Origin of the sequence: Halobellus limi, assembly GCF_004799685.1 — an archaeon.
Taxonomy (GTDB): domain Archaea; phylum Halobacteriota; class Halobacteria; order Halobacteriales; family Haloferacaceae; genus Haloquadratum; species Haloquadratum limi.
This window is the reverse complement of record NZ_CP031312.1, coordinates 199,007-222,571: the sequence shown is the minus strand read 5'-3', so window position 1 is coordinate 222,571 and position 23,565 is coordinate 199,007. Positions and strand designations below refer to the sequence as shown.

The window sequence follows — 23,565 nt, the reverse complement described above, 5'->3', positions numbered from 1 at the left end:
TTTAGAAATCTCCGGTGACGATGTCAGAGACGCGCTGGTAGTCGAACAGGCGGTCGTCCGGGTTCGACAGCGTCTCGATCCCGTTCCACTCCCCGAAGGCGTCCGGGTAGAACTGCTTGGCGGCCGCCTCCGTCTGGAAGAGGTTGATCAGGGGCCCCTGATACGACGTCCCACCGCGGTAGAGGCGGTCGTTCCGAACCGCGGTCAGCTGCTGGCCGACCGGGTCCGAACGCATAGCGTCCATTCGCCGCTCGAACTCCTCGGTCGAGACGTGCGAGAAACCGTACTGGAACAGCAGCGCGTCGGGGTCGACGTCGAGTATCTGCTCGTAGTCCCACCGAGCGTAGCCGCCCTCGATGGCGTCGTCGAACGCTCCGCGCATTTCGACGTCCCTGTACTGTTTGTGGCCGTTTCCGTCGTTGACGGGGTACGCGTAGAACGAGCCGTTCTCGAAGTCCGAGTTGATCGACAGGAGCCCGACGGTCGGCCGGTCCTCCTCATCGGGGAGGTTCGACCGTACGTCCGAGATCAGGCCGTCGTGAACCGCTTTGAGCGCCTCGTATCGCTCGCGTTCGTCGAAGACGTCGGCGATCCGCCCGAAGGCCTCATACAGCGAGTAGTAGGAGTAGTCGTGCCAGTCCTCGCCGCGGCGACGGATGGAGTTGCCGATGACGGGTCCGACGTTGGTCGCGATCTCCTCGTAATCGTCCTCCCCCCAGTTGTCGTCGAGGAGACTGATGAAATTCGGGTCCATCAGGTGCACGTCGGCGTCCAGTTCGTAGAACGACTCCTTGTCGATCCCGCCGTCGCCCATAAGCTGGGCGACGTCCTCGAAGGAGACCTCGACGTCCGGGAGGTGCTCGAAGAACGCGAGCGGCCAGTTCTCGGTGAATATCAGCCCCCGGAGGCCGTCGAGTTGGCCGAGCGCGACGCCTATATCGCCGTACGTGCTGAAATACGCCATCCACTCCTCGGGGACGGACTCGAACTCGACCTCGCCCATCGGTGCCATCGTCACCGAGTAACTGGTGTCCCCGGTCGCGGTCTCCGTCTTCGTCTCGTTTGCCGCCCCCGTCCCTGTCGGGGTGCCTTCGGGCGTCGAACTCCCGTCCGAACTCCCGGTACACCCGGCGAGCAGTCCCCCGCCGACGACTGCCCCGCCGTACTTCAGATAGTCGCGCCGCGTCGGTGCCTCGTGGTCGCTGGAATCGCCCGCCATATTTTTAGGCTAGCCTAAAAATAAATAACCGTTCCGGTTTCCAGAGCCGTCAAAATCGGGGTTCGTTCGAGAGCGACTCGATTTCGGCGGCCTGGCCACCCAGAGGCTCGCGTAGAACCCGTCCGCGGCCAGTGGCTCCTCGTAACTGCCACACTCGACCACCCCGTCGAGCAGCAGTATCTCGGAATCCTGCAACACGGGACGAGCGATGGCGATGCGCTGACGCCGTTCATCCGAGAGCTTCACGCCCCGCGCGCCGACGCGGAGATCGTGCTCCCTCGAAGGGGCGATAAAGAGGCCATCAGCCGTCCCCGCCGTCGGCGCGGGCGACGCGGTCGGTCGGCCGCTGGCAGTCGTCGTCGTGACGGGGGCGGATCGGCTCGATCCGCGGGCCGCGTGGCGTCAACTCCACCTCGGCGTCGATCTCGAACACCTCCGCGAGCAACTCCTCGGTGACGACGTCCTCGGGCGTGCCACGGGCCTGGATCGCGCCGTCCTTGAGCGCGACCATCTCGTCGGCGAGCCGCGCCGCCTGCTGGATGTCGTGCAGGACGACGACCACCGTGATGTCGCTCTCCTCGCGCAGGGTCTCGACGATCTCCATCACCTCCAGCTGGTGGTGCAGATCGAGGAACGTCGTCGGCTCGTCTAAGAGGAGAACGTCGGTGTCCTGCGCGAGCACCATCGCGATCCACGCGAGCTGTTTCTGCCCGCCGCTGAGGCTGCCGACTTCCCGGTCGCGCAGGTGGCCACAGCCGGCCAGCTCGACTGCGCGGTCGACGGCCCGCTCGTCTTCCTCGGTCGTACTCTCGAAGAACCCGCGATGCGGGTAGCGGCCGTGGTAGACGAGGTCCTCGACGGTGATGCTGTCGGGCGAGGTGCTCTCCTGAGAGAGCAGCCCCATCTTTCGGGCGAGTTCCTTCTTATCGAACGACTGGATCGCCCGGCCGTCGACGAGTACCGAGCCGGCGTCGGGTTCCAGCTGGTCGGCGAGCCCCTTCAAGAGCGTACTCTTGCCCGAGCCGTTCGGCCCGACCAGCGCCGTCACCGCGCCGGAGGTGGCCGTGATCGACTCACCGTCGACGACCGGCCCGTCGCTGCCGGGGTACGAGAGGACGAGGTCCTCGCCGTCGAGGGCCCCGTCGGTTTCGCCGGCTGGACGCCCGTCGTCTGCGCGCTGCGGGCTCCCGCCGTTCGTCCGTGGATCGGTCGTTTGCTCCGACATCAGATCTCACCCATCCGTTCCTGCTTGCGCATCAGATAGAGGAAGTACGGGCCGCCGACGAGTCCGGTGACGATGCCGACCGGGATCTGGGCGTCCGAGCCGGCGATCACGGTCATACCGAGGCGCGCGCCAACGTCGGCGACGACCATCAGCGCCGGGCCGGCGAACACGCAGCCGACGACGAGTTTCTTGTAGTCGCTGCCGACGATGTTGCGGACCACGTGCGGGACGATGAGCCCGACGAAGCCGACGATACCGGCGACGGCGATGCTCGCGGCCGCCGCGAGCACCGCGACGCCCGAGAGAGCGAATCGGACCTTCTCGACGTCCATCCCGAGCGAACTGGCCGTCCGTTCGCCGAGCAGCAGGACGTTCAGCTGTCGGGAACCGACGAGGGCGAGAAGCATCGCCACGGCGGTCCACGGCAGCGCCATCCGGACCTGTTCCCAGTCCGTGCCGGTCAGCGAGCCGGTGGTCCACGCGATGGCGGACTGCACGACGCCGATGTCGTCGGCGAAAAAGAAAAGCGCCGTCTGCAGGCTGCTGAAGACCGTCCCGACGATGACGCCTGCCAGCACCAGCCGGACGGGCGAGGTCCCGTTCTTCCACGCGATGGCGTAGACGATCAGGAACGCGATGGCACCACCGACGGAGGCGATGATCGGCAGGAACGCCGACAGCCCCGAGAGCACGACGAGCGTCAGCAGGATCATCAATCCCGCGCCCGAGGAGACGCCGAGGATGAACGGACTGGCGAGCTCGTTCCGGGTGACCGCCTGGAAGATCGACCCCGAGACGGCGAGGTTCATCCCGACGAGCATCCCGACGAACACCCGCGGCAGGCGGATGTTCCAGACGATGAGACTCCGCTTGTTCATCTCGGGGACTTCCCCGCCGAGGAGCCACGCTTCCCACGCCCGGGCGTTGAAAACGACTTCCGGGTTGAAGACGGCCTGCCACGCCTCGATGATGCTCATCGAGAACGCGCCGAAGCTCACCTGGACGAGCCCGCCGCCGACGATGACGGCGAGGCTGCCGACACAGAGGGTGAACAGCGATCCGTCGAACCAGCCGAACCACTGCTCGCGCCGGCCGGTCGGCTCGGTATCGGAGGACGTGCCAGTCGCCATTTATTCGCTCGCCTCCACGGTGTCGAGTTCGCGGGCGCGTTCGCGGATCAACTCGTCTTCGACGTGGTCGAGCAGTGTCTCGGCGTCTACGGCGGCGACGATCCGGTCGACGTCGAGGTGTGCGGCAAGCGCTTCCTGTCCGGCCGCGGCCCGCTCGTCGATCGTCTCGGGCGAGACGTACGACGACAGCGAGTCGTCGACAGCCGCTGCGCGGATTCGCCGGAATCGGTCGGAGTCCGGATCGACCGGCGCGTCGCCGCCGTAGTAGTCGTCGAACCACTCGACCCACCTGTCGCGGTCGGCCCACTCGTCGTCGAGTTCGGCCTCGCGCCGCACCCAGTCCACGCCGTCGGCGACGTCCTCCCACCAGCCGTCGTCGATCCGGGCGTCGGCGACGACGCGGTGGGCGACTCGCGCGCCCCGGCCGGCGACCATAATCGCCTGCGTGTCGGCTTCATCCGACGGCGAAGCGACGTACAGCCCCTCCACCGGCGTCCTCCCGTCGTGGCCGGCGTACTCGCTGTCGAAGCGTTCGCGTTCCTCGCCGTCGCGTTCGCGGGTTTCGAACATCGCCGCGTCGTCGTCGAGACCGCGCATATACTCGCCGTCGTAGCGCGTGGCGGCGACGACTCGCCGGGCAGTGACGGGCTCACCCTCCTGTGGCGTGACGCGGAATCCCTCCTCGTCGTCGGTGCGTTCGACTGATTCGACGAGGTCCGGGAGGACCTCACAGCCCGCGGTCTCGGCGTGCTCGTGCATCAGGTCGTAGAACGTCTCGACGTCGATGCCCGCCGGGAAGCCGAGGTAGTTCTCGAGGTGGGCACACCGCCGGATCGACGAACGTCCGCGGTCGAAGACGACCGTTTCGAGGCCTCCGCGGGCGCAAAATACGCCCGCCGAGCAGCCCGCCGGCCCGCCGCCGACGATGACCACGTCGTGAGTGTGCTCGCGCGTCGGGTCGGGTTCTGTGTCGGTCATAGTCGGCTCACGCAGGTGACTCCGCCGTCCGAGTCGCCCGTACAGACCGCGAGCGTCCGGCGCCCCCGAATGCCCCGCCGTACTTCAGATAGCCGCGCCGCGTCGGCGCCTCGTTCGCGTTGGAATCGTCCGTCATACGAATTAGGCTCGCCTAAATATACAAAACGGTTCCGGACTTTAGGCCAGCCAAAATCCTTCAGCGAGGGACACCACAGCGCGGACACATCGGCGGGCTACTCGCCGGCAATTCGAGCCCGCAGTGGGGACACTCGCCGTCATCCGGCGACGTCATCTCCTCGACTACGGCCTCGATTCCGTCTCGAAGGGACGCAGTCGTGCCGACGCCCGCTGGCTCCGCTCCGGGCTGCGTCCCGTCCAGCCGTCGCCGGAGATACCGCGTGCGGTCGATCAGGAACGAGGGCTGCTCGTCGGTCGTGCCGGTGACGTCGATATCGGGAGCCACATCGATTTCCGCGTCAGACTCCGCGGCCAGTCCGAGCGCCTCCGCCGCCCGGCCGCGGACGTACGGGTTCTCGTCGGTCAATCGTTCCCGGAGCGCGTCCGTCGCGTCGGCCAGCCTCCCGGGGTGGTCACACCCGACGGTCACCAGCGCCGTACAGAGGTGATACCGGACGAGTTCGTTGCCGTCGTCGAGGTGCTCGGCCAGCGAGGTCATCTGATGGCGAAGTCGACTCGGATCTCCGAGCGCGACGCACGCCAGCGCCTTCGCTAGTTTCTCTTTGACTTCGGGTTCGTCGAACTCGAGTCCGACGCGGAGGTCCGCAAGCGTCTCCGGGTCGGTGACTGCCTCGGGGGCTTCGACAGCGACGTATCCGAGTGCCTCCGCACACCGCGCCCGGACGTAGTAGAACTCCTCGTCGTCGGCGAGGCGCTCGGCAAGCACGTCGACGGCGGGCAGGACGGCCGCCGGTTCCGACTCGGCCAGCGTGACGAACAGTTTCGCGGTCGTCAGCCTGACCGCGCGGGCCTCGTCGGTCAGAAACGCCGACAGCGGGGCAGCGAGTTCCCCGAGGGCGCCCGGGCGCTCGGCTGCGACGCTTCGGAGTGCCCGCAAGGCACGCTTGCGGGCGTCGGTGTCGGCCGTGCCGAGTCGGTCCAGACACGCCGCAGTCTCCTCGTGGGCCCCCTTGTCGAGGAGATCGATCAGGTGATCCGGTGACGGCGGCTGGTCGGGGGTGGTCATCGATGCGGTCGACGTGTGATCGGTTCCGCGACTAGTCGCTTCAATCCGGTGGTTCGGTGCCAGCGCGGGGAGCGGAGGCGCAGAGGAATTCGATGCGGCCCTCGATACGACGACACGGCTCTTGGCCAGTTGGTTCCCTGGACCAGCCGGGTCGGTTCGTCACCACTCATAGGGCTCACGTGCCACTCGACCGCCCCGGAATCGAGGTCGCCGTATCTGCGTGGCTGATGGCGGCGGCGTCTCGGCAGCGGCCGTCGGGCCGTCGCCCTCGACGACGGTGACCTCCCCGTCGAAGGCGGGGCGTCGTGACGTGCTACAGTTCCTCGTAGGGTTGCACGACGACGAAGCCCTCCGTTCCCTCGAAGTTCATCTGGTAGCGCTCGCCCGACTCCTGGCCGACCATATCCGAGAGGCTGCGGTTCACGCTGACGTTCGGGCTCGTCCCGCTCCAGGCGACGGTCGCGCTCGGATCGGTCGCGACCGGCGGTTCCAACACGAGCGGGTCGCCGTGGGTCGTGAGCGCCACGTAGCCGGGGCCCTGCAGGAAGACGTTCGTGAACCCGCCCGCGAACGAGCCCGCGAGGCTGTCGATCGTGCTGATCTCGTAGGAGACGTCCGACTCGAAGGCCAGGACGTCCTCGCCGTTGACCGTGATCGAGTCCTCGGGAGCGAGTTCGAGCACCTGGACCTTCTTCTGATGATCGGCGAGGTACACGTGTCCGCTGCCCTCGACCTCCATTACGGGCGTCCCTTCGCCGGTGGCCGCTTCCTTGATGAAGCCGGTGATACCGCCCTCCGCGGAGGATCGCCCGGTGAACGACAGATCGCCGGTGTACGCGATCATCGATCCGGCCTTCGCCGTCACCGACCCGTCGACCGCGACGTCGAGAGTGTAGCTGTTTTCCAGTTGGAACGGTTCGTCGGACGTCGTGGGGACGTGCTCGGATTTGAACTGTTGGACGTTCATCGTGGGACTGAGTCGATTCAGGGCGACTCACCGGGAACGTCGCATCGCGGGAAAAAGAAACTACGGGTCGGCTCCTGCCGACAGAACGACGCGGTGACAGTTGAAACACCGACGCCAACGAGAGCGGATTCGCGGGTGTGAACCAGCGGCGTTCAGCATCATCTGCCGCGGTGTACATTGATTAGTTGTGTTCACTAATTGTGTTCATTAATGAAACTAATCGTGTTCATTCATTAGGCCAAAAGCCGTCGTTCGGCGAGTTCGACCGCTAGTAGTGGAATATCGCCGACCACATCGGACTCCCCCAGCAGCTGCGTCCATTGAGTGTTCTCATCCATTACGATCATCCACTGTCTCTATTCATTACTTGTGTTCATTCACAACATTCATTTACAATGTTCATTCAGATCGTTAATTGACTGTGTTTATTGAGTGATCGGATCGTGATCACTCGTTTCGTGAATCCGAGAACTGAATCGGCGAACATTCAAGATGAGGGGATCCGTTGAACACGGCAATGCTCGCGTACTCCACCTACAGCGAGGCCGGCGGGGTCGGCAAGACCACGACAGCCGCGAACCTCGCGGTCGCACACGCACGAGCGGGACTGAAGCCACTGGTCGTCCCGCTCGACCCCCAGGACGGCGACCTCTCGCGTCTGTTCGGGGTCGACGACCGACGAACCGAATCGGTCGACAACCTCGTCCGCCACATGATTCGACGGCCGAAAGGTGACTTCGAGGACCTGATTCGGACTGTCGAGGGCGTGGACCTCATCCCCGAACACAACATGCTCTCGGATCTCGCGGAGTACCTCCAGCGGGAGAAAGAGCAGGCCGAAGCGATGGGGGAGGCCTTCGGCGTCCACGCACAGCTCCTGCGCGTCCTCCGGGAGGCGGGCGTCCCCGATCGGTACGACGTGTTGATCTGTGACCCGCCGGCGACGGAAGGCCCGCACCTGTACAACGCGATCAACGCGACGCGCTCGCTCGTCATCCCGATCGAACCGAGCGCGAAGGGACAGGCGGCCGTCGAGGGCCTCGAAGAACTGGTCGCGGGGTTCGAAGACCAACTCGACGTCGAGGTCGGCGTCCTCGCCGCGATTCCGATGGGGTTCAAGAACACGCGCGATCAGCGCTCGATCCTCGAAGCGATCGACTATCCGATCCCGGAAGTTATCGGCGAGCGAGCGTCGCTGATGGAGGGCTGTTGGATGCAACAGTGCTCGGCGTTCGAGTACGTGCGCGAACACCGAGAGCGCCGACGCGACTACGAACTGGAGACGCTGGCGCAGTTCGATCGATTGGCCAGACACCTGGAGCGAGAGGTCGGGTTGGAGGCCCCGAATCCCCCCGAACCGGGCGACGTCGACCACGAGGTGATGACCGCATGACGGGGATGAAGCAGGGCGCCGGCGAGAACCCCTTCGCGGACGACGGCGACGAAGCGGACGTCGAAGAAACGCCGGGAGGCGAAGCGGCCTCGGAGCCGACGGACGAAGGGTCGGAATCGGGACAGTCGATGCAGATCCCGTACAAGTTCCGACGCGACGGCGTCCAGGACGGGCGGAATCGGGTTCCGCTCTTCCTCCAACCGGAGACGAAGACCGCGGAGCGAGAGACGCTCCGGGACCTCGAAGACCACTTCGACGACGACGTCTCCCTGACCGACCTTCGGGAGGCGCTCGTGATGGTCGGGCTCGAACACCGCGAGGAAGTTGAAGCGCAGTTGGAGAAGTGGGGATACGGGATGACGTTCGAGTGACCGGGATCAGTGAGGCGTCCGAGAGTAAATCCGATACCGGTATATCAACGTTCGAGGACCGGCCCACAGGTAGAGAGTCGGATAGAGAGCAGTCTCTGCTGATTCGTGGTTCCTGCACTGATCGGACACCGACATCGAACAGTGATCGGAAACTCCTGTCGACGGGTGAACGGGAGGGAATATCCGTCGAACGGGGGGTTATTCGCTCCCGGACGGTTCCTCCTCCGAGGTCGAATCGGTCGGTTCGATAGCAGCACGCGAGGATTCGACCCATCCGTCGATGTTCTCGGCGACGTAGTCCTGTCCGCCGAGGCCGACGGCGAGGCCGATGCCGATCGCCAATGCGATGGCGAGTGCGCCGAAGAAGGCGACGACGAAGGCGGTGAACAGGTTGGTGAGGACGGCGATCTCGAACCCGATCGTCGCGACGGCTATCGTGATCGTGATGTAGTAGATGAGGACCTTGACGACGAGGCTCGTGGCGTGAACCAGCCGTCCCTCGCCGGTCTCGTCGACGATGTCGGCAGCGCGCTCGGCGATCCAGATGCCGACCAGGAGCACCAGCAGTCCGCCCACGAGCGCCGGGAGGTACCCGGCGAAGGTGTCCAGAAGCGACGAGAGCGCGTCGATAGCGAGAATGTCCGCGACAGCCACCAGCGTCAAGAGGTACACGTAGTACGTGACGAGGAGTCCGACGATCCGGCCGAACTCGCCTTCGGTGTCACCGAACTTCTCCAGGGGCGTCCCCGCCAGGTACGGTCCGATACCGAATCCGCCGACGACCCCCGCGACGATGTCGCCGATGATCCGCCCGACGATGAACCCGATGACAAGCACGACGATCGCCCCGAGGACGACGGGGAGGAACGCCCCGAGTTCGGAGAGCAACTGCGTGAGTTGCGGGATGTTTAAGACGTCCGCGGCCGCGAGGATCGCGACGAAGTAGACGTAGTAGGCGACGATCTTCCCCAGCACGCGGGCCAGACTGTCCCCCTCGCCGAGTTCCTCCATCGCGGTTCCTTCCGTGTATCGACCGATGCCGATCCGGCGCACGATCCGTGTGACGATTCCCCCGAGGAGGCGACCGATGACGTACCCGACGAGCAGCACGGCGAGCGCCGCGACGACCGTCGGGAGGTAGCCGATCGCGTCCGCCAGCGCCTGGTCGATCGCACCGCTGATCTGTAACACCGAGGTTGGATGGTATTCGAACATACCAATAAGGGTACCAGGTTCAAATTGTTAGTTATCTGTACAATATCCGGGAGGAAAGCCGTTACTGGAGGCTTATCAGTCCCACCGCGGACTGGTTCGCCCAGCCCGTCTGACGAGGGCGTTCGAGACGACGTCGACGCCCGTTACGCGGTTGATCACGGGGACGGCTAGCGCCGAAGACAGCCCGGAGCCAACACCGAGTAAGAATAGCCCGCGGCCGCGCGTGTCGGCCCCCGGGGCGGAGACCGTGCCCGCGTGTCGCCGGCGGCCGTCCGCGACGAGTCGGCGGTTCGGAACCGCCCGACTCAGATCACTCGAGGTCGAAGCGGTCGAGCTTCATCACTTTGCTCCACGTGTCCACGAAGTCCTCGACGAACTTCTCCTCGCCGTCGTCGGCGCCGTAGACCTCCGCGGTGGTGCGGAGCCGGGAGTTCGAGCCGAAGACGAGGTCGACGCGCGACGCTTCCCACTCGACCTCGCCCGTCTCGCGGTCGCGCAGCTCGAACACGTCTCTGTCCTCTGTGACCGGCTCCCACTCGTAGTCCATGTCGAGCAGGTTCACGAAGAAGTCGTTCGTCAGCGTCCCCGGGCGGTCGGTGAAGACGCCGAGGTCCGATCCGTCGTAGTTCGCGCCCAGCGCCCGCATACCGCCGACCAGGACGGTCATCTCGGGAACCGTCAGGTCCAGCAGTTCGGCCTTGTCTACCAGCAGCTCCTCGGCGGACTGGTCGGCCTCGTCGCCGAGGTAGTTACGGAACCCGTCCGCGTCCGGTTTGAGCGCCTCGAACGACTCGACGTCGGTCTGCTCTTGGGTGGCGTCCGTCCGTCCGGGCTCGAACGGGACCTCCACGTCGTAGCCGGCCTCGGCCGCCGCCTGCTCGACGGCCGCGTTGCCGCCAAGCACGATCAGGTCCGCGAGCGAGACCCGCGTGTCGTCGGATCGGGAGCCGTTGAACTCCTCTTGGATCTCCTCGTAGGTCTCGAGGACGGAACTCAGCTCCGCCGGCTCGTTGACCTCCCAGCTCCGCTGGGGTTCGAGTCGGATGCGGGCGCCGTTCGCGCCGCCGCGCTTGTCGCTGTCGCGATACGTCGACGCCGACGCCCAGGCGGTCTTGACCAGCTGGGCGGTCGACAGGTCCGAGGCGAGGATCTCCTCTTTGAGCTCGTCGATCTCGGCGTCGCCGACGAGGTCGTAGTCGGCGTCGGGGAGGGGGTCCTGCCAGATCAGCGTCTCCTCGGGGACTTCCGGACCGAGGAAGCGGGTCGGCGGGCCCATGTCGCGGTGGATCAGCTTGTACCACGCCTTCGCGAAGGCCTCCTGGAAGGCCCGGGGGTCGTCACGGAACCGTTCGAGCACCTCGCGGTAGTCCGGATCCCGCTTCAGCGCGACGTCCGTCGTCAGCATCATAACGTCCTCTTTGTCCGACGGGTCCGCGACGCCCGGGGCGGCGTCGTCGAGCTCGCCTCCTTCCGTGGTCCACTGCCACGCGCCGCCGGGGCCCTTCTCGGGCTCCCAGTCGTAGGAGAGCAGGTTGTTGACGTAGCTCATGTCCCACTGGGTCGGCGTGGTGTTCCACGGGCCTTCGATACCGCTGGTGATGGTGTCGGGGCCCTTGCCCTCGCCGAAGTCGTTCTCCCAGCCGAAGCCCTGCTCCTCGATGGGAGCGGCCGCGGGTTCGGGACCGATGTGCTCCTCGGGGTCGTCGGCGCCGTGGACCTTCCCGAAGGTGTGGCCGCCGGCGATGAGCGCGACCGTCTCCTCGTCGTTCATCGCCATCCGACCGAACGACTCACGGATGTTCTTCGCGGAGCCCTCGAGGTCCGGTTCGCCGTTCGGACCCTCGGGGTTGACGTAGATGAGGCCCATCACGGTGTTCCCGAGTGGGGCCTTGAGGTTGCCCTCCCCGTCGAAGCGCTCCTCGGACGTCACTTCCCACTCGTCTTCGGGGCCCCAGTCGACGGCCTCGTCGGGCGTGTACTCGTCCTCGCGGCCGCCGGCGAAGCCGAACGTCTCGAATCCCATCGATTCGAGCGCGACGTTGCCGGCGAGGACGATCAGGTCGGCCCACGAGAGTTTCTTGCCGTACTTCTGCTTGACCGGCCAGAGAAGTCGGCGCGCCTTGTCGAGGTTGACGTTGTCCGGCCAGCTGTCGACGGGCGGCAGGCGCTGGTGACCGCCGGAGGCGCCCCCGCGGCCGTCGGTCGTGCGGTACGTGCCGGCGCTGTGCCACGCCATCCGAATGAACAGCGGCCCGTAGTGTCCGTAGTCGGCGGGCCACCAGTCTTTCGAGTCCGTCATCAGCGCTTCGAGGTCGGACTTCACCTCCTCGAAGTCGAGTTTCTCGAACTCCTCGGAGTAATCGAAGTCCTCGCCCATCGGCCCGTCGTCACGGGCGTTCTGGTCGAGGATCTCTAGGTTCAACTGGTTCGGCCACCAATCTCGGTTGGACCTTTTCATCAGTAGCAGGTTGTTGCGTTAGCATATTAATGCTGTCCTATTCGATAAGGAAATCTTCGCTGCACCACAAGCAGTTTATCGGATCCGTGAACTTTTTTCAGTGATCGCCGACCCGGGCGGGGTGGTTACCACGCGGCGTCGGCGGCGTCTTTATAGTAACGTTTGCAACCGATTGCTCAGCCGATCGCACGACAGCGTGCGATCGAGTGAGTGAAGACTTGCAAACGCTACTATAGGTGAGCGAGAGCGTGCCACGGCCGGACTGCCGGGAAGTAGATTTATCGGGTGTCGGGAGAGACCGCCGAACGATGACAGCGCCGACCGTATTCATCTGTGCCGACATCGAGGGCGTCTCGGGATTCGTCGACTGGGCTCAGGAGGACGAGGAGACAGAGCGCGTCCGCCGCGCGATGACCGAGGACGTCAACGCCGCGATCGAGGGCGTGCTGAGCGAACGCGACGCCGACGTGATCGTCAACGACTCCCACGGCGGCAAGCGGAACATCGTCATCGAGGAACTGCACCCCGACGCGAAACTGGTCCGCGGGGGACCGCGCCCGTACGGGATGATCTCCGGCGTCGACGAGGACACCGACGTCGGCTTCCAGATCGGCGCGCACACCCGCCCGGGGTTCGGTGGCGTGCTCGAACACACGTTCTCCTCCTCTTCGATGGCCGACGTCACGCTCGACGGCGACCCCGTCGGCGAGGTCGAACTCAACGCGATGGGGATGGCGGCCTTCGGGACGCCGACCGCGCTGGTGACGGGCGACGACCGCCTCCGTGAGGAACTCGCTTCCGTCCTGCCGGAGACGGAGTACGTCGTCACCAAGGAGGCCCGGAGCATGCGAGCGGCGACCTGTTATCACCCCGAACGGGTGAGAGAGGAGATCGCGGCGGCCGCGGCGAGCGCGGTCTCGGAACCGATCGGTGAGTACCCGCTGGAACTGGACACCGACGGCGCGATCGCGGCGACGGTCCGGTACCACCAAGCGGACACCGCGGAGAAGGCGGCGCTGTGGCCGGGGATCGAACGCGAGACGAGTCGAACGATCCGATACGAGAGCGACGATCCGCTGGAAGTGTACTCGTTCCTGCGCGCCGCGAGCAAGGTGTGAGCGGGTCGGGTAACAGAGTGTAAGCGGTCTGGAGCAACGAAGTGTAAGCGGGTCGGAGTAACGAAGTGTAAGCGGTCTGGAGCAACGGGATGTAAGCAGTCTCGACGACGTTTTCGAGCGTAAAACCGCGATACGATCGATGATCGATCGGCCTCTCGAAATAAGTTAGACTAGTCTAAACTTTGATTTAGAGAAGAAAGAATAATGTATTAGCCGCTCCCATCTACGGGAGAGTATGAACGAAACGGTGCAGGCAGGGACTCGTCGAAACCTCTCTCGGCGACGGGCGATACTCGCGGGAGCGAGCGCCGTCGCCACCGCAGTCGCCGGGTGTGCGGGAAGCGCGACCGGCGGTTCGGGCGGGACCGCGACGGCGGCAGGGGAAGAGAGCGGGTCGGATCACCCGGTCGTCGTCGCGTCGTTCTTCAGTTTCTACGACTTCGCCCGGATCGTCGCCGCGGACACCCCGATCGAGGTGCGCAACCTCGTGCCGACCGGCCTCCACGGCCACGGCTGGGAACCGAACGCCAGGATCACCCAGGAGATCGTCGACGCGGACGCCTTCGTGCACGTCGGGGCGGACTTCCAGCCGTGGGCGGACCGGGCGATCGCGACGCTCGAAGCCGACGGCGTCGACACCGAACTGATCAACGCGCGCGAGGGCATCGAACTGGTCGACCTGGCCGCGAGCCTCGATCCCGAGGAGGAGGGAATCGGCGAGAACCGCGGGAAGGATCCCCACTTCTGGCTCGATCCCCAGCGGGCCAAGCAGTCCGTCGACAACATCGCGGACGGGCTCGTCGCCCTCGCACCCGACCACGAGGAGACGCTCCGGGACAACGCGGCGTCGTACAAGCGGGAGGTCCTAGACCGGATCGACGCCGACTACCGCGACATCTTCGAGTCCGCCGAGCGCGACGTCGTCCAGTTGGCCGCCCACAACGCGTTTCAGTACGTCGGCGTCGCCTACGACGTCGAGATGCGGCCGCTCGTCACGAACCTGGCCGCCAGCGACGACATCAAGCCGTCCGACATCACCGAGGCGAAGGAGACGATCGACGAGTACGGGATCGAGTACGTCGGCGCGGCGGTCTTCGAGACCCGTCGACCGGCGCAGCAGTTGGTCAGAGAGACCGCCGTGAAGGCGTACTTCCCTGTCACGCCCTACGCGGGCGTCCGCGAGGAGTGGGTCGAGGAGGACTGGGGCTACGAGGAGATCGCCTACAACATCAACATGCCCACGTTCGAGGTCGTACTCGGGAACGAGCGCCCCGAGGACGCGGGCCCCGAGGGCTGGGCGGCGGAGTGGAGGAACTTCGAATGACCGCCACGGAGAACGGGTCGCCGCGTCGGTCGGGTGCCGAATCCGGTCCTGCAAAGGCGGAGCCCACGTCCGAATCCGTGGAAGCCGAGCCGGGAGAGCCGGTCGCGGAGTTCCGCGACGTCGAGTTCGGATACGCGGCCACGCCGGTCCTCGAAGACGTCTCGCTCCGGATCGATCCGGGGGAGTACGTCGCCGTCGTCGGCCCGAACGGCTCGGGGAAGTCGACGTTGATGAAGCTGCTCCTCGGACTGCTCCGACCGGACAGGGGCGAAGTCCGGCTGTTCGGCGAGCCCGCACACGGTTTCGACGACGGCTCTCGGATCGGATACGTCGCCCAGCACGCGAGCGCGTCGAAGGAGATGCCGATCACCGTCCGCGAGGTGGTGAAGATGGGGCGGTTCCCGCACGTCGGGTTCCGTCGGCTCTCCGACGACGACTGGGCCGTCGTCGACGACGCGCTCGAAACGGTCGGGATGAGCGCGTTCGCCGACAGGCGCATCACGCAGCTCTCCGGCGGCCAGCGACAGCGCGCGTTCATCGCGCGGGCGCTGGCGGGCGAGGCCGACCTGCTCGTTCTCGACGAGCCGACCGTCGGAGTCGACGCCGAATCGGTCGAGGCGTTCTACGAACTGCTCGAAGCGTTGAACGACGACGGGATCACCGTCCTCCTCATCGAGCACGACCTGAGCGCCGTCACCGATCACGCCGAGCGCGTGATCTGTCTCAACCGGGAGGTCTACTTCGACGGGGCGGTCGGAGAGTTCGTCGCGGGGGACGCCCTCGCCAGGGCGTTCGGCACCGCGGCGACGCCGCCGGGTGAGGAACGATGATCGACGGGCTCGTCGTGCCGTTGCAGACGGGGGTTCTCGAAACCCTGCTCGCGCCGCTGTACTGGGTGCTCGAAGGCTGGTACTGGGTGATGATCCAGGTGTACCACCTGACCGGCCTCGAACTACTCAGCCCCGACTACAGGTTTATGTATCGGGCGATACTGGTCGGTCTCTGCATCGGGATCGTCGCCCCGCTCATCGGGACGTTCCTCGTGCACCGTCAACTCGCGCTCATCGGCGACGCGCTCGCGCACACCGCCTTCGCCGGCGTCGCCGTCGGACTGTTCCTCAACGCGGTTATCGACCTCGGCGTCTCGCCGTACCTGACCGCCGTCGTCGTCGCCGTGATCGCCGCGCTGGCGATCGAACTCATCTCCGAGGTGACCGACGCGTACAACGACGTGTCGATGGCGATCGTCCTCTCGACCGGCTTCGCGCTCGGGTCGACGCTCATCAGCATCAACGCCGGCGGGCTCTCGGTGGGGATCGACCAGTACCTGTTCGGGAACCTGTCGACGGTGTCGCCGACGAACGCGGCCATCCTTCTGGCGCTGTTCGTCGCCATCGTCGCGACGGTCGCCCTCACGCGAAACCAGCTCCTCTACGTGACCTTCGACGAGACGGCCGCCGCCGTCTCGGGGATCTCGGTGAACTGGTACAACCGGATCCTGGTGATGCTCACCGCCCTCGTCGTCGTCGGCGCGATGCAGATCATGGGCGTCATCCTCGTCGCTGCGATGCTCGTCGTTCCCGTCGCCGGGGCGACGCAGCTCTCGCGGAGTTTCACGGAATCGATATTCGTGTCCGTGGTCCTCGCCGAACTCGCGGTGCTCCTCGGGATCGGCATCGCCTTCTACGGGCGGGCGACCGGCGGACCCGTCATCGTCCTCGTCGCCGTCGCCGTCTACGTCGTCGCGGTCGTCCTCGGGAAGATCCAGACCGGCCTGGGCACGCGAGCGACGCCGGAACTCGAAACGATCGAGACGGACGACGCCGGAGCGGTCGGTTCACGCGAGTCGTGAGGTCCGTGCTGAGACCCAGGGACGCATCCCTCTCGATAGTAGTTGCACAGATAGTACAATACAATATCGCGGATTAGCCTCGGTATACAGATCGTTCGTGACGCTTCGGACCCGCTCAAAATCGGTGTTTGGCGCTAAATTCTCGTTTTTTGGCCGTTTAACGTGCACTCAGTATACCGCCGGGAGAGGGGACCGAATCCTCCCGGGGTAGGTTGTATTGTGTGCTAGTTGAATTACTTTGCAAACTTTTTTGTGTTCCCACCCAGTACGAGGGAGTGCACAAGATGAATCCCGAAGACCTGCCGACGCCCGGGGCGGAGGTCGACTCCGTCTCCCCCGAAGCGCTGAAGGAGCAGATCGACGCCGGCGAGGACGTCACCCTCCTCGACACCCGGATGCAGTCCGATTACGAGGAGTGGCACATCGACGGCGACAACGTCACCTCGATCAACCTCCCGTACTTCCACTTCCTCGAAGACGACATCGACGACGACGTCCTCGAGCAAGTGCCCGCCGACCGCGAGGTCACCGTCCTCTGTGCGAAGGGCGGCGCCAGCGAGTTCGTCGCCGGCGCCCTCAAAGCCCGCGGCTACGACGTCGACCACCTCGAAAACGGCATGAACGGCTGGGCCGAGATCTACGAGCGCTACGAGGTCACCGATTACGACGGTACCGGCACGCTCTATCAGTACCAGCGGCCCTCCTCGGGCTGTCTCGGCTACCTGCTCGTCGACGGCGGCGAGGCCGCCGTCGTCGACCCCCTGCGAGCGTTCACCGACCGCTACCTCGACGACGCTGCCGAGTTAGACGCCGAACTCACCTACGCGTTCGACACCCACATCCACGCCGACCACATCTCCGGCGTGCGCAATCTCGACGCCGAAGGCGTCGAGGGCGTCATCCCCGCCGCGGCCGTCGACCGCGGCGTCACCTACGCCGACGAACTCACGACCGCCGAAGACGGCGACACGTTCAGTGTCGGCGACGCGACCGTCGAGACCGTGGCCACGCCCGGACACACGACGGGCATGACGTCGTACCTGCTGGACGAGAGCCTGCTGGCGACGGGCGACGGCCTGTTCGTCGAGAGCGTCGCCCGGCCGGACCTCGAAGAGGGCGACGAGGGCGCCCCCGACGCCGCGCGGATGCTCTACGAGTCCCTCCAGGAGCGCGTGCTCTCACTGCCCGAGGAGACGCTCGTCGGCGGCGCACACTTCAGCGACGCGGCGGAACCCGCCGAAGACGGGACGTACACGGCGCCGATCGGGGAGCTGAAAGCGGACATGGACGCACTGACGATGGAGGAAGAGGAGTTCGTGGAGTTGATCCTCTCGGACATGCCGCCGCGACCGGCGAACTACGAGGAGATCATCGCGACGAACCTCGGACAGAACGCCGTCGACGACGAGGAGGCGTTCACCCTCGAACTCGGCCCGAACAACTGCGCCGCCAGCCAGGAGTCTCTCGCCGGTGACTGAGGCCGTCGGACGTGGGTTCGTGAACGGTATCGACACCGCCGGTGCCGGATACCGACACAGGGTCACGTCTGACAGAGAGAACCGGGATGCGCCCGCCGTGCGATCGGCGGAGGCTCCCCGCGTCGCCGACAGCTCCGGAGGCACCCCGTCGGCGACCGGCTCGAACCACGTCGTCCGTCCCTGATCCCCTCCCCGCATTCAGATGGATACCACAGTCATCGCGTTGTTCGTCGTCGCCAGCCTCGCGAGCCTGTTCATGGCGTGGGTCGTCGGCGCGGGTTCGAGCGGGGCGACCCCGTTCGCACCCGCAGTCGGCGCCAACGCCATCTCGACGATGCGCGCCGCGTTCATCGTCGGAATCTTCGGCTTCCTCGGCGCCGTCCTGCAGGGGGCGAACGTCTCGGAGGCCGTCGGGCGGGGGCTCGTCGAGGGCGTCTCGCTCCCCGCGACGGGAGTGATTTTGGTCCTGCTCATCGGCGCCGGCCTGATGGCGATCGGAATCTACACGGGCTATCCGATCGCGACGGCGTTCACCGTCACCGGGTCCGTCGTCGGCGTGGGTCTCGCGCTCGGTGGCGCGCCCGCGTGGGCGAAGTACCAACAGATCGGCCTCGTGTGGGTCGCGACGCCGTTCGTGGGCGGGGGGATCGCTTATCTCATCGCCAGCGTGCTCCCGCGCGCGGACGTCCCTGAGCGCTTCAGCGTCCCCGTACTCGCCGGACTCGTCGGAGCGGTAGTCACGACCCTCGACTTCCCGAAGCTCGGAGCCGACGGCGGCCCCGGCTCCGTCTCGGGCGCCGCGGCGCGCTGGGTGTCGTTCGAACCGGCCGTCGCGGCGAGCGGGACGACGCTCTTCGTCGGGCTCCTCGTCGCGGCCCTGGTCCACTGGGACGTCGCTCGCGACCGCGAGGGGGGACTCCGGCGGGTACTGCTCGCGCTCGGGTCGCTCGTCGCGTTTTCGGCCGGTGGGAGCCAGGTCGGACTGGCCGTGGGACCGTTGCTCCCGTTGGCGGACCAGATCGACGCCGTCTCGACGTTCGCCGTGCTGTTCGGCGGCGGGCTGGGGATCCTCGTCGGCTCCTGGACCGGTGCACCGCGGATGATCAAATCGCTCTCGCAGGACTACTCGTCGCTCGGGCCGCGTCGCTCGATCGCGACCCTGGTGCCGTCGTTCCTGATCGCACAGACGGCGGTGTTGCTCGGCGTGCCCGTCTCGTTCAACGAGGTGATCGTCAGCGGGATCGTCGGAAGCGGTGCGGCCGTCGGCGGGAGCGACGTCGTCGACACACGGAAGATTCTCCTCACCGTGGGCGCGTGGATCGGCTCGCTCCTCCTCGCGTTCGCCGTGGCGTACGTCACGGCGACGGCGCTGATGTGACCGTTCGACAACACTGATACGGTCGAAAGTCCGTGCAGACGGACGCTACCGGCCCGAAACGGAACTTCTAGCCGGTATCTACGACACTCGCGTGTCGACTCCATCCACAGTCGGCATAGAGCGCGCAGCCGGGTAACGATGCGTAGAGAGCGTCGTCTCTCGATCGGTCCCACGTCGTTCGGTGCGGTATCAACCCGCGTCCAGAACGCGCGTTCGGCGTCGCGGCGTCGAGTTGGGGTGCGATCGGAAGCGGATCGGGCAGCGACGTCCCGATTGCAGCGGTCGTGTCCCGGTCGATTCGTTCTCCGTAACTTATCGATGTGCGCCGAATATAGTATTGTACTATCGTCCCAAAAGCGTTATTACGTACAAGCGGATACCTGGAGTCGAGTAGAATAGTATGGAAAGTACACAACCACACAACTCGAAAGGAGAACACAGATGGCAGATATCGGAGCAGTGTTAGGAGCATCGGGAGCGGGAACGACGCAAGCGCTCAGTCTCGTCGGAGCCGTACTCGTGGAGGCGATACTCCTCTACGTCGGCTACGGCGCGCTCACGAACGCGCTCGAACCGACAGTCCGCCGGCTAATCGGGGTGGAATCCAGCGAATGATGGAGGTCATGGGAGTCGGGATCGGCATCCTGGCCCTGTTCGTCGGGTTCGGCCTCCTCATCGGCATCCTGTTCGGGTTCTTCGGGATGGGTGGTTCGTTCCTCGTCACGCCGGCGCTCTTGGTGATGGGGTACCCGTCCCGCGTCGCCGTCGGGAGCGGCCTGGCGTTCGTCTTCGGGACGTCCGTCATCGCGACGCTGAAACACCGCGATATGGGACAGGTGGACTACAAACTCGGCGTGCTGATGATCGCCGGAACCACGGCGGGCCTCGAGGTCGGGAAGGAGATCGTCCTGCACCTCGAAAGCCTCGGGCTCGCCGGGAGCATCATCAGCGTCACGTACGTGGTTCTGCTCGGCGGGATCGGCCTGTTCGTGACGTACGAGGCGGTGAAGGGCGACGGCGGAGGCGGCGTCGAGCACGAGGCCGACGCCGACGCCGAAATCGATGCCGACGACATCCCGGACATCGCGAAGAAGATCCAGTCGTACAACGTGCCGCCGATGATCAAACTCCGCGGCGGGATCCGCGTCTCGCTGTGGATGATCCTCGGCGTCGCGTTCGCGACCGGCCTCCTGTCGGGGTTCCTGGGCGTGGGCGGCGGGTTCATCCGGATGCCCGCGCTGTTCTACCTGATCGGCGTGCCCGTTCCGATCGCGGTCGGGACCGACCTGTTCGAGATCGTCTTCTCGGGCGGGATCGGGAGCTTCATTTACGCGATGGACGGCGGCGTCGACCTCTCGATCGTCCTGCCGCTCTTAGCCGGGAGCGCGCTCGGCGCCCGTCTCGGATCGGCGGCGACGAGCATCGTCGACGAGAGCGAGATCAAGGTCTACTTCGGGCTGATGCTCCTGGGCGGATCGGTCGCCGTCGCGGTGCGTGAGGTCGGCAGCTACCTGGATATGCCCATCCTCGATACGGTCAGTCTGGTGCTGATCCTCGGATCGGCACTGCTGGTCAGCGGGATGGTCGTCTACAGCAGCCTCGTCGAACTGCGGAGCGACTCCGCACGGCAGTCGCCGACCGCCGACTGACCCGCCTTTCCCCCCGGATCGCGGTGGCGCAAGATTGTACGAACTCCACACAAGCCTTTTAATCGTACGGTTCCTACCGTCGGATAACAGATGCCAGATTCGATGTCCGAACAACTGAAGCAGGATATGGAGTGCGAGGGGCTACTGGAGTGCTTCCACGGCCTCAAGCAACTCGACAAGCAGTGCTTCCAGGTCCTGGTGCGGGCCGGAGAGCCGCTCACCGTCGACGAGGTCGCCGAGATCGTCGAACGGGAACGGTCGACGGCGTACCGTTCGATCCAGCGGCTGCTGCAGTCCGGATTCATCCAGAAAGAGCAGGTCAACTACGAGCAGGGCGGCTACTACCACGTCTACTCGCCGACGGACCCGGAGAAGATCTCCGACAGTATGCAACGGATGCTCAACGACTGGTACGCGAAGATGGGGCAGCTGATCCAAGAGTTCGAGGACAAATACGAGCGACCGGACGCAGAACTGACCGTCGAAGGCTGACGCGCGTATTTTTTTGCGAGAGTGACGACCGGCAGCGACCGCAACGGGCGGGTCAGTCGAACCGGAACGTCTCGAGGTTGCGCGGCGCGTACGTCCGGACGTCGTACTTCTGATAGAGCCCCGAAGAGAGCTGGTCCGTCGAGGCCTCGTCGCCGTGGACGCAGATGATCTCCTCGGGCCGGGGGTTCATCGTCCCGACGAAGTTTTCGAGGCCGTTGCGGTCGGCGTGCCCCGAGAAGCCGCTCACGGACTCGACGTCGAAACGGAGCGTCAGCTGCTCCGAACGGCCGCCGCGGTCGCTGAACGGAATCTCACGTCGACCGCTCTGGATACGTCTCCCCAGCGTCCCCTGGGCCTGGTAGCCGACGAAGATGAGCTGGTTCTCCTCGTCGCTGCCGAGGAGTTCGAGCCACGACATAATCGGCCCGCCGGTGACCATCCCCGAGGTCGAGAGGATGATACAGGGCTCGCCGCCGGCGACCTCCTCGCGCATCTCCTGGCCGCCGTCGACCTGCTGGAACTGCTCGGCGAGGAATGGGTTCTGGTCCTCGTGGAGGATGCGGTCTCTGAGTCCGTCACGGAGGAACTCGGGGTAGGCGGTGTGGATCGCGGTCGCCTCGCGGATCATCCCGTCGAGGTAGATCGGCATCGTCGGGAGCTTGCCCTCCCGCATCGCCTCCTCGAGGACGAGCATCAGCTCCTGGGAGCGGCCGACCGCGAAGGCGGGGATGACGACCTTCCCGTCGCGGTCGTAGGTCTCCTGAATGAGTTCGATCAGCTTCCGCTCGGAGTCCGCCTGGTCGGTCTGGTAGTCGTCGCGACGTCCGTACGTCGATTCCATCACGAGCGATTCGACCCGCGGGAAGTCGTTCGACGCGCCGTTGAACAGGCGCGTGTCGTCGTAGTGGATGTCGCCGGAGAAGACGACGTTGTGGAAGCCGTCGCCGATGTGGAAGTGCGCGACGGCGCTGCCGAGGATGTGCCCGGCGTTGTGGAAGGTGAGCTTGATGTCGGGCGCGATGTCGGTGACGTCGCCGTAGTCCAGCGTGATCGTGTGTTTGAGCTCCTCGCGGACCATCTCGGACTCGTAGGGCGGCGTCCGACCCTCCTTGGCGGCGACGTCGAGGTAGTCGAGTTGGAGCAGCCCCATCAGGTCGCGGGTGGGCTCGGTCGTGTAGACCGGGCCGTCGTAGCCGTACTTGAAGAGCAGCGGCAGGAGCGCGCTGTGGTCCAGGTGCGCGTGCGTCAACACGACGGCGTCGAGGTCGGCGATCGGGTTCGCTTCCGGGACCTGGAGGTACGGGACCTCGCCCTCGGCGCCGGGTTTGTCGCCGCAGTCGATGAGCACCCGCGTCTCGGGCGTGCTGAGAACGAAGCTCGCGCGCCCGACCTCCCGACAGCAACCCAGCGTGGTCACGCGGACCCAGTCGGTCTCGCCGGTCTGTTCGCGGTGGATCCGCTGGCCGACGCGTTCGAGGAAGTCCCGTCGGTCGTCCCGCTCCTGCATCAGGAAGTTCCGCACGTTGTCGACGGTCGAAGATTCCATCGGCGGGGTCCGGAGGACGTCCGGGGTCCACCCCACCTCCTGGGTGATCTCCCGGAGAGTGCTCGCGCGACGGCCGATGACGAGGCCGGGTTTCTCGGCCTCGATGAGGACTTCGCCGGTCGCCGGGTAGAACTGGAGGTTCGTGATGCCGGCCTCCTCGGGGATCAGATCGAGGATTTTCGGCTTCGCCTCGGCGGGGTTCAGTTGGGTGCCCGACGCCGGACGGACCGTGATCCGCTTGCGGAGCGTGCTCGCGAGGCGGCGGATCAGGCCGTCGCGCTCGGCGAACTCCCGCGGCGTCTCGGTGTAGATGACCAGTTCGGGGCCCTCGTAGGCGACCCGGGAGACGACGAGGTCGTCGGGGATCTCGTCTTCGAGTTTCGCTCTGACCGCTTCGATCGGATCCGTCGTGTCGTTAGTGCTCATACATGTGTTGAAAGCCGTTGGGAGGGGCCACAAAATCCGTGACCCGCACCACCGGAGTCGTGGTTGATGGGTCGGCGTCGAAGGAGCGACCCGACCGAACGGACGAAATCGTTCGTCTGTGTCTAACCCGTAGTGTATATAA

Annotated in this window: 22 protein-coding genes; 12 read left to right on the top strand and 10 right to left on the bottom strand. The window is 65.6% G+C overall.

Annotated features, from left to right (window positions below; translation table 11 throughout):
- Position 1: 1 nt before the first annotated feature.
- The 7 genes from DV707_RS15560 to DV707_RS15535 form a co-directional block, all read right to left on the bottom strand.
- The gene (locus DV707_RS15560) at positions 2–1,219 is read right to left on the bottom strand and encodes an ABC transporter substrate-binding protein (protein WP_103992331.1); all 1,218 of its coding nucleotides are present in this window, start codon (positions 1,217–1,219) and stop codon (positions 2–4) included.
- Between the two features lie 301 nt (positions 1,220–1,520).
- A complete protein-coding gene (locus DV707_RS15555) occupies positions 1,521–2,444 on the bottom strand; it encodes an ABC transporter ATP-binding protein (RefSeq protein ID WP_103992329.1) in 924 nt (307 codons plus the stop codon).
- Positions 2,444–3,574 (bottom strand): FecCD family ABC transporter permease, encoded by a 1,131-nt coding sequence (locus DV707_RS15550; RefSeq protein WP_103992328.1) that lies wholly within the window; start codon positions 3,572–3,574, stop codon positions 2,444–2,446. The genes DV707_RS15555 and DV707_RS15550 overlap by 1 nt, the downstream gene beginning before the upstream one ends.
- Positions 3,575–4,552, bottom strand: a complete 978-nt coding sequence (locus DV707_RS15545) for an NAD(P)/FAD-dependent oxidoreductase (protein ID WP_103992327.1) — start codon at positions 4,550–4,552, stop codon at positions 3,575–3,577.
- A 7-nt stretch (positions 4,553–4,559) separates the two neighbouring features.
- Entirely contained in the window at positions 4,560–4,688 is a 129-nt protein-coding gene (locus DV707_RS19220; RefSeq protein WP_268806880.1) for a hypothetical protein, read from the bottom strand.
- 60 nt (positions 4,689–4,748) lie between these two features.
- A complete protein-coding gene (locus tag DV707_RS15540; RefSeq protein ID WP_103992326.1) occupies positions 4,749–5,756 on the bottom strand; it encodes a HEAT repeat domain-containing protein in 1,008 nt (335 codons plus the stop codon).
- Between the two features lie 313 nt (positions 5,757–6,069).
- Positions 6,070–6,723, bottom strand: a complete 654-nt coding sequence (locus DV707_RS15535) for an AIM24 family protein (protein ID WP_103992325.1) — start codon at positions 6,721–6,723, stop codon at positions 6,070–6,072.
- A 517-nt stretch (positions 6,724–7,240) separates the two neighbouring features.
- On the opposite strand from DV707_RS15535, the gene DV707_RS15530 reads away from it, so the two are divergent.
- Positions 7,241–8,116 carry a ParA family protein gene (locus tag DV707_RS15530; protein ID WP_103992324.1) on the top strand — a complete coding sequence of 292 codons (876 nt, stop codon included), beginning with the start codon at positions 7,241–7,243 and terminating at the stop codon, positions 8,114–8,116.
- Positions 8,113–8,487, top strand: coding sequence for a hypothetical protein (locus DV707_RS15525; protein WP_103992323.1), 375 nt, complete (start codon positions 8,113–8,115; stop codon positions 8,485–8,487). Before DV707_RS15530 ends, DV707_RS15525 begins: the two co-directional genes overlap by 4 nt.
- A 198-nt stretch (positions 8,488–8,685) precedes the next feature.
- Here DV707_RS15525 and DV707_RS15520 read toward each other — a convergent pair whose 3' ends face one another.
- Positions 8,686–9,702 carry a mechanosensitive ion channel family protein gene (locus tag DV707_RS15520; RefSeq protein WP_103992322.1) on the bottom strand — a complete coding sequence of 339 codons (1,017 nt, stop codon included), beginning with the start codon at positions 9,700–9,702 and terminating at the stop codon, positions 8,686–8,688.
- Between the two features lie 310 nt (positions 9,703–10,012).
- Positions 10,013–12,160 (bottom strand): catalase/peroxidase HPI, encoded by a 2,148-nt coding sequence (gene katG / locus DV707_RS15515; protein WP_103992321.1) that lies wholly within the window; start codon positions 12,158–12,160, stop codon positions 10,013–10,015.
- A 308-nt stretch (positions 12,161–12,468) separates the two neighbouring features.
- Between katG and DV707_RS15510 the strand changes: the two genes are divergently transcribed.
- The 10 genes from DV707_RS15510 to DV707_RS15470 all read left to right on the top strand — a co-directional run bounded on the left by DV707_RS15510 (position 12,469) and on the right by DV707_RS15470 (position 21,451).
- A complete protein-coding gene (locus DV707_RS15510; RefSeq protein ID WP_103992320.1) occupies positions 12,469–13,278 on the top strand; it encodes a M55 family metallopeptidase in 810 nt (269 codons plus the stop codon).
- Positions 13,279–13,513: 235 nt separating this feature from the next.
- Positions 13,514–14,602: a metal ABC transporter substrate-binding protein gene (locus tag DV707_RS15505; protein WP_103992319.1), complete on the top strand. Its 1,089-nt coding sequence runs from the start codon at positions 13,514–13,516 to the stop codon at positions 14,600–14,602.
- Positions 14,599–15,432 carry a metal ABC transporter ATP-binding protein gene (locus DV707_RS15500; RefSeq protein WP_103992318.1) on the top strand — a complete coding sequence of 278 codons (834 nt, stop codon included), beginning with the start codon at positions 14,599–14,601 and terminating at the stop codon, positions 15,430–15,432. The genes DV707_RS15505 and DV707_RS15500 overlap by 4 nt, the downstream gene beginning before the upstream one ends.
- Positions 15,429–16,454: a metal ABC transporter permease gene (locus tag DV707_RS15495; protein ID WP_103992317.1), complete on the top strand. Its 1,026-nt coding sequence runs from the start codon at positions 15,429–15,431 to the stop codon at positions 16,452–16,454. Before DV707_RS15500 ends, DV707_RS15495 begins: the two co-directional genes overlap by 4 nt.
- Before the next feature lie 284 nt (positions 16,455–16,738).
- Positions 16,739–17,932: an MBL fold metallo-hydrolase gene (locus DV707_RS15490; RefSeq protein WP_136361905.1), complete on the top strand. Its 1,194-nt coding sequence runs from the start codon at positions 16,739–16,741 to the stop codon at positions 17,930–17,932.
- On the top strand, positions 17,925–18,116 hold the full coding sequence (locus tag DV707_RS15485; protein ID WP_103993246.1) for a hypothetical protein: 192 nt from the start codon (positions 17,925–17,927) through the stop codon (positions 18,114–18,116). The genes DV707_RS15490 and DV707_RS15485 overlap by 8 nt, the downstream gene beginning before the upstream one ends.
- 18 nt (positions 18,117–18,134) lie before the next feature.
- Positions 18,135–19,310 (top strand): inorganic phosphate transporter, encoded by a 1,176-nt coding sequence (locus DV707_RS15480; protein WP_103993247.1) that lies wholly within the window; start codon positions 18,135–18,137, stop codon positions 19,308–19,310.
- Positions 19,311–19,751: 441 nt separating this feature from the next.
- A complete protein-coding gene (locus DV707_RS18690) occupies positions 19,752–19,925 on the top strand; it encodes a DUF7512 family protein (RefSeq protein WP_170216874.1) in 174 nt (57 codons plus the stop codon).
- Positions 19,922–20,959 carry a sulfite exporter TauE/SafE family protein gene (locus tag DV707_RS15475; protein ID WP_200820980.1) on the top strand — a complete coding sequence of 346 codons (1,038 nt, stop codon included), beginning with the start codon at positions 19,922–19,924 and terminating at the stop codon, positions 20,957–20,959. Before DV707_RS18690 ends, DV707_RS15475 begins: the two co-directional genes overlap by 4 nt.
- 90 nt (positions 20,960–21,049) lie before the next feature.
- Positions 21,050–21,451: a helix-turn-helix domain-containing protein gene (locus tag DV707_RS15470; RefSeq protein WP_103993248.1), complete on the top strand. Its 402-nt coding sequence runs from the start codon at positions 21,050–21,052 to the stop codon at positions 21,449–21,451.
- Positions 21,452–21,503: 52 nt separating this feature from the next.
- On the opposite strand, the gene DV707_RS15465 is transcribed toward DV707_RS15470, so the two are convergent.
- Entirely contained in the window at positions 21,504–23,423 is a 1,920-nt protein-coding gene (locus DV707_RS15465) for a beta-CASP ribonuclease aCPSF1 (protein ID WP_103993249.1), read from the bottom strand.
- Positions 23,424–23,565 lie beyond the last annotated feature (142 nt).